The following is a 6,115-nucleotide window of genomic DNA, read 5'->3' as shown; positions in this document are numbered from 1 at the left end:
GCTCCGACCGCGCCAGCAGATGCTCCCGCAACCGACCCGCCTGCGCCCGCAACCCCACCTCATCCCTCGCCGACACCACCACCGGCACCAACGGCGGTTCGGTCCGGTCGCCGGCCCCGATCGGCCCCGCGGTCCCGGTGACCGCCTCGGGCTCCGGAGCCTCCTCGGCCGCTTCTTCGAGGATGACGTGGGCGTTGGTGCCGGATATCCCGAAGGAGGACACGCCCGCGCGGCGGACCCGCTCCCCGACCGGCCAGGGCCGCGCGCCGGTCAGCAGCCTGACCGCACCCGACTCCCAGTCCACGTGCGGAGACGGCGCGTCCACGTGCAGCGTCGCGGGCAGCACCTCGTGCCGGAGCGCCTGCACCATCTTGATCACCCCGGCCACCCCGGCGGCCGCCTGCGTGTGGCCGATGTTCGACTTCATCGAGCCGAGCCACAACGGCCGCTCGGCGTCGCGGCCTTGCCCGTACGTCGCCAGCAGCGCCTCGGCCTCGATCGGGTCACCCAGCCGGGTGCCCGTGCCGTGTGCCTCCACCGCGTCGACGTCGGCGGGGCCGAGCCCGGCCGACGCCAGCGCCGCCCGGATCACCCGCTGCTGGGCCGGACCGCTCGGCGCCGTAAGCCCGTTGGACGCGCCGTCGTGGTTGACGGCCGAGCCGCGCAGCAGCGCCAGGACCCGGTGGCCGTTCCGCTTGGCGTCGCTCAGCCGCTCGACCGCGAGGACCCCGGCGCCCTCCGCCCAGCCGGTGCCGTCGGCCGCCGCCGAGAACGCCTTGCAGCGGCCGTCGGTCGCGAGGCCGCTCTGCCGGCTGAACTCGGCGAATATCCCGGGGCTGGCCATGACGGTGGCCCCGCCGGCCAGCGCCAGCGTGCACTCGCCCGAGCGCAGCGCCTGCGCGGCGAGGTGCAGCGCCACCAGCGAGGAGGAGCACGCGGTGTCCACGGTGAACGTGGGGCCGTGCAGGCCGAGCGCGTAGGCGACGCGTCCGGAGGCGACGCTGGGGCTGTTGCCGGTCAGCAGGTAGCCGTCGTACCCGTCGGCCTGCTCGTGCAGCCGCGGGCCGTAGTCCTGGGCCATCACCCCGGTGAACACGCCGACCTGGCCGCCGCGCAGCGTGGCGGGGTCGATGCCGGCGTCCTCCAGCGCCTGCCAGGCTGTTTCGAGCAGCAGCCGCTGCTGGGGGTCCATGGCCGTCGCCTCGCGGGGGCTGATCCCGAAGAAGTCCGGGTCGAATTCGTCCGCGTCGTGCAGGAAGCCGCCGTTCCTGGTGTACGAGGTGCCCGAGCGGCCCCGGGTCGGGTCGTAGAGCGCCGCCAGGTCCCAGCCGCGGTTGTCGGGGAACTCCCCGATCGCGTCACGGCCGCCGGCGACGAGTTCCCACAGCGACTCGGGCGAGTTGGCGTCGCCGGGGTACCGGCAGGCCATCCCGACGATCGCCAGCGGTTCCGAGCTCGCCGCCGGCTGCCCGGCCGGCTGGTCGAGGTCCGTGCCGGCGGCCGTGTCCCCGGCCAGTTCCGCGCGCAGGTGACGGGCGAGCGCGGCCGGCGTCGGATGCGCGAACACCAGCGTGTCCGGCAGTTCGAGGCCGGTGGCTGCGGCGAGCCGGCCGCGCAGCTCGACCGCGGCCCCCGAGTCGAGCCCGAGGTCCTTGAACGTCCGGGTGACGTCGACGGCGCCCGGTGCCGCGTGCCCGAGGGTGATGGCGGTCGCCTTCTGGACGAGGCCCACCAGGTCCTCGGTGCGGCCCGCGGTGTCCGCGGCGGGCTCCCGGTCGGGCCGGGCCGGTTCGGCCGGCCGCGGCAGGATCTCCTCCGCCCCGCCCGGGCGGCCGTCGGACGCGTCCGGGACGGCGAACCAGTAGCGCTCGCGCTGGAAGGCGTACGTCGGCAGGGGGACGCGGCTGGCGGCGCCCGGCGCCGGCTCCCAGTCGAGGGCGCCGCCCTGCACGTAGTACTGGCCGACCGCGGTGAAGAACTGCCGGAGGCTGCCATGGCCGCGGCGGAGCGTCCCGGTCGCGAGCGAGTCGGTGACCCCCGCGTCCCGCAGCGTCTCCCCGATGCTGCCGACCAGTCCCGGGTGCGGGCTGGTCTCGACGAAGGCACGGTGGTGGTCGGCGAGCGCGGCCCGGACGGCCGACTCGAACTCGACGGTCTGGCGGAGGTTGCGGAACCAGTAGGCGGCGGTCAGTTCGGTGGTGTCCAGCAGGCCACCGGTGACGGTCGAGTAGAAGGCCAGTTCCGCCCGCCGGGGCCGGATCGAGCCGAGCAGCCGCAGCAGGTCCTGCTCGATGGCGTCGACCTGCGGTGAGTGCGACGCGTAGTCGATCGGGACCTCGCGGACGCGGACGCCGTCGGCCCGGCACGCGGCCATCAACTCCACGAGCGCGGCGGGGTCACCGGAGACCACGGTGCTGCCGGGGCCGTTCACGGCGCCGACGCCGAGCAGGCCGGGGTAGCCGGCGATCCGGCCGCGGACCGCGTCGACCGGCTCGGCCACCGACACCATCCCGCCGAGGCCGGCCACGGCGTTGAGGGCCTGACCGCGCAGCGCCACGACGGCGGCGGCGTCGGACAGGGACAGCGCGCCGGCGACATGCGCGGCGGCGATCTCGCCCTGGGAGTGCCCGATCACGGCGTCCGGGGTGACGCCCTGCGCCTGCCAGAGGCGGGCCAGGGCGACCATCACGGCGAACAGCACCGGCTGCACGACGTCGCCCCGGTCCAGCGACGGGGCCCCGGGCAGCTCGCGCACCACGTCGAGCACCGACCAGTCCTGGTACTCGGCGAGCGCTTGCGCGGCCGCGGTCAGGTGCTCGGCGAAGACGGGGGAGGTGTCCAGCAACTCCCGGGCCATGCCCGCCCACTGCGAGCCCTGCCCGGGGAAGACGAAGACGGTCCCGCCGACGGCGCGGGCGGTGCCCTCCACCACGTTCGCCGCCTGGTCGCCGGTCTCCAGGGCCTGGAGCCCGGCGCGGAACTCCGCGGGGCCGGCGCCGAGGACGACGGCGCGCTGCTCGAACGCCTGGCGCGTGGTGGCGAGGGACAGACCCGTGTCAGCGGTGGGCACGCCGGGCCGCGACTCGACGTGCGCGCGCAGCCGGCCCGCCTGTGCCCGCAGCGCGGGCGCGGTACGGCCGGACAGCGGCCAGCCGTGCGCGGCGACGTGGTCGGTGGGGACGGCCGGCCGGGTCCGCGTCTGCGGCTCGCCCGACAGCGGCTCGCCCGACGGGAGTTCAGCGGACGGCAGTTCAGCGGACGGCAGTTCAGCGGACGGCACTTCGGCCGACGGCGGCTCGGCCACGATGAGATGGCAGTTGGTGCCGCCCATGCCGAAGGAGCTGACCCCCGCTATCAGCCGGTGCCGCTCGTCCGGCCACGGCCCTTCCGCACGCTGCACGCTCAGACCGAGTTCGGCCAGCGGGATGGCGGGGTGGGGGTGCTCGAAGTTGAGGCTGGCCGGAACGCGGCGGCGCTCGATGCTGAGCAGCACCTTCAGCAGCCCGGCGACGCCGGCCGCGCCTTCCAGGTGCCCGATGTTGGTCTTCACCGAGCCGACGAGCAGCGGCGTGGCCGCCGGCCGGCCCGCGCCGAGCGTGGCGCCCAGCGCCGCCGCCTCGATCGGGTCGCCGACCTTGGTGCCGGTGCCGTGCAGTTCGACGTACTGGACGTCGTCCGGCCGGACGCCGGCCGCCTGGACCGCCAGCCGGATGACGTCGCGCTGCGCCTGCTCGCTGGGCACGGTGAGGCCGTCGGTGCGGCCGTCGTTGTTGACGGCGCTGCCCAGGATCAGGCCGTAGATGCGGTCGCCGTCGGCCTGTGCCCGCTCCGCGCTCTTGAGGACGACGACGGCGCCGCCCTCGCCCCGGACGAAGCCGTTGGCGCGGGCGTCGAAGGTGTAGCAACGCCCGTCCGGGGAGAGCGCGTTGAACTGCTCCGTCATGGCGGTGCTGCCCGGGTCCAGCATGAGGTTGACCCCGCCCGCCAGGGCCAGGTCCGTCTCGCCGCGCCGGATGCTCTCGGCGGCCAGGTGCACCGAGACCAGCGAGGAGGACTGCGCGGAGTCCACGGTCAGGCTCGGCCCGCGCAGGCCCAGGCTGTAGGAGACCCGGTTCGCGATGATCCCCCGGTTCAGGCCGGTCAGCGTGTAGCGGTTGACGTCCCCCTGCCGGCGGGCCAGCAAGGTGGCGTAGTCGCTGGAGATGCTGGCGAGGAACACGCCCGCGCGGCTCCCGGACAGGCCGGCCGGAACGATGCCCGCGTCCTCCAGCGCCTCCCAGCACAGCTCCAGGACGACGCGCTGCTGCGGGTCCATCGCCGCCGCCTCGTTCGGGGAGACGCCGAAGAACCCGGCGTCGAACGCGTCGATGTCGTCGACGAATCCGCCCGGCCAGTCGACGCCGGCCGGAATCGACGCCCGGTTCTTGTCGGACGCCATTCCCATGGCGTGCCGGCCGTCGCGAAGCATTTCCCAGAGACCGTCCGGGGTGGCGGCTCCTGGCAGCCGGCAGGAAATGCCGACTATCGCGATGTTCGCTCCGCTACCAGTGGGGGATTCAGTCATCGATTTCTCCACAGAGGTCCGACTGGCACCAGGACAGGAGCCGGGAATGATTCCGGTGTGTTCTCGGCCGGCCCGTCCCGTCGGCGGCCGCCGTGCACGTTTCACCGAACACGGCGGCCATGGCCGGACGCTGCCGCTTTCGACGTCAGCCGAGGGTCACGGGCAGGTTCTCGTACCCGCGAATCGTCAGGCGGTCCCGTCGGGTCGGCTCACCGGCCGGCGCGATGTGGGGGAACCGTTCGAGCAGCTCGGAGAAGGCCACCGCGCCCTCCAGCCGGGCCAGCGGCGCACCGAGGCAGTGGTGGATGCCCGCGCCCATGGACACCGGCTGGATGGCGGTGCGGGTCGGGTCGAAGCGGTCGGGGTCGGTGTAGCGCTTCGGGTCCCGGTTGCCGGCGCCGAGCGCGAGGAGCGCCCATTCGCCCATCGGGATCGTGGTGCCGGCGATCTCCGCGTCCTCCCGGGCGACCCGGGCGATGAGCTGGACCGGCGAGTCGAACCGCAGGACCTCCTCGACGAAGTTGTCCGCCGAGATCTCCTTCGCCCGCAGCCCGGCGGCGACCTCCGGGTGCTTGAAGAGCAGGTTGAGCCCGTTGCCGAAGATGTGCGTGGTCGTCTCGATCCCCGCGGCCAGCACCACGCCGAGGTTGCAGACCAGTTCCTCCGCGGTCAGCGGCGCGTTCTCCTGGTCGGTGATCTCCACGACGGCGCTCACCAGGTCGTCGCCCGGCTCGATCCTGCGCTTGGCCACCAGGTCCTGGAAGTACTTCTCGAACTCCGCGTAGGCCGTGTCGGCGATGGCGGTGTCTTCCTCGGTCGGCGTCACCTCGAAGACCAGCGTCCAGTCGTTGGCCAGCTGCTTGAACCGCGGCCAGTCCTCCTTCGGCATGCCGAAGAGCTCGCCGACCACGCCGACGGACAGGTTGAAGGCGAACCGGTCCATGAAGTCGACCGGGGAGCCGTCCGCCGCCTCCTCGGCCATCTCGTCGAGCAGGTCCCGGGCGATCTGCCGGATCATGGGTTCGAGCGCGGCGACCCGGCGGGCGCTGAACGCCCGGGCCATCACGTCACGCATCCTCGTGTGGTCCGGCGGGTTGGTGTCCAGGATGCTGTTGGTCAGGGCGATCACCGACGGGTGCAGCTTCCATTCGGCGGCCGTGAACAGCCGGTTGTACCGGTCGTCCCAGGGACCGAACTCGCCGGCCCGCAGCGTCTCGTTGATCGCGTCGTAGCCGGGCACCATCCACAGCTTGTCGCCCAGCGGGGCGACGGACCCCAGCTCGTGCGCGGCGGCGTAGTGCGGATAGGGATCATCGCGGCCCTCAGGGGTGAGAAGCTCCCCCAGAATCTCGCTGGCGTCCATACGCTGACTCCTCAAGTTGCCTGTTTCACGGTGGCGGTGGGGCCGTGAGCGGTCGTGCGGCGGATTCCCGGAGCCGGCCGGACCGGCCTCGGGCCCGGATCACTGGTTGGCGAAGCGTTCTTCGAATTCGGCCATGGCCTTGCCGTAGATCTCGACGTCGGCGGCGGTGTAGCGGGCGAGGGTGTCCT

The 6,115-nt window shown here is 73.6% G+C and carries 2 protein-coding genes; both read right to left on the bottom strand.

The annotated features are described in order from the left end of the window. On the bottom strand, positions 1-4,564 hold a 4,564-nt coding region (locus tag AB0399_RS40160), incomplete at its 3' end, for a beta-ketoacyl synthase N-terminal-like domain-containing protein (RefSeq protein ID WP_366414653.1). A 145-nt stretch (positions 4,565-4,709) separates the two neighbouring features. Continuing rightward, entirely contained in the window at positions 4,710-5,927 is a 1,218-nt protein-coding gene (locus AB0399_RS40155) for a cytochrome P450 (protein WP_329369904.1), read from the bottom strand. Between the last annotated feature and the right edge of the window lie 188 nt (positions 5,928-6,115).

The organism is Streptomyces sp. NPDC088194, from assembly GCF_040702025.1.
Lineage (GTDB): Bacteria > Actinomycetota > Actinomycetes > Streptomycetales > Streptomycetaceae > Actinacidiphila.
Note: the sequence above shows the minus strand (reverse complement) of the source record. Positions and strands in the feature narration are given on the sequence as shown.

Bases quoted from the DNA above. Each gene is read 5' to 3' on its own strand.
- AB0399_RS40155 (WP_329369904.1), bottom strand. From the start codon at position 5,927: ATGGACGCCAGCGAGATTCTGGGGGAGCTTCTCACCCCTGAGGGCCGC.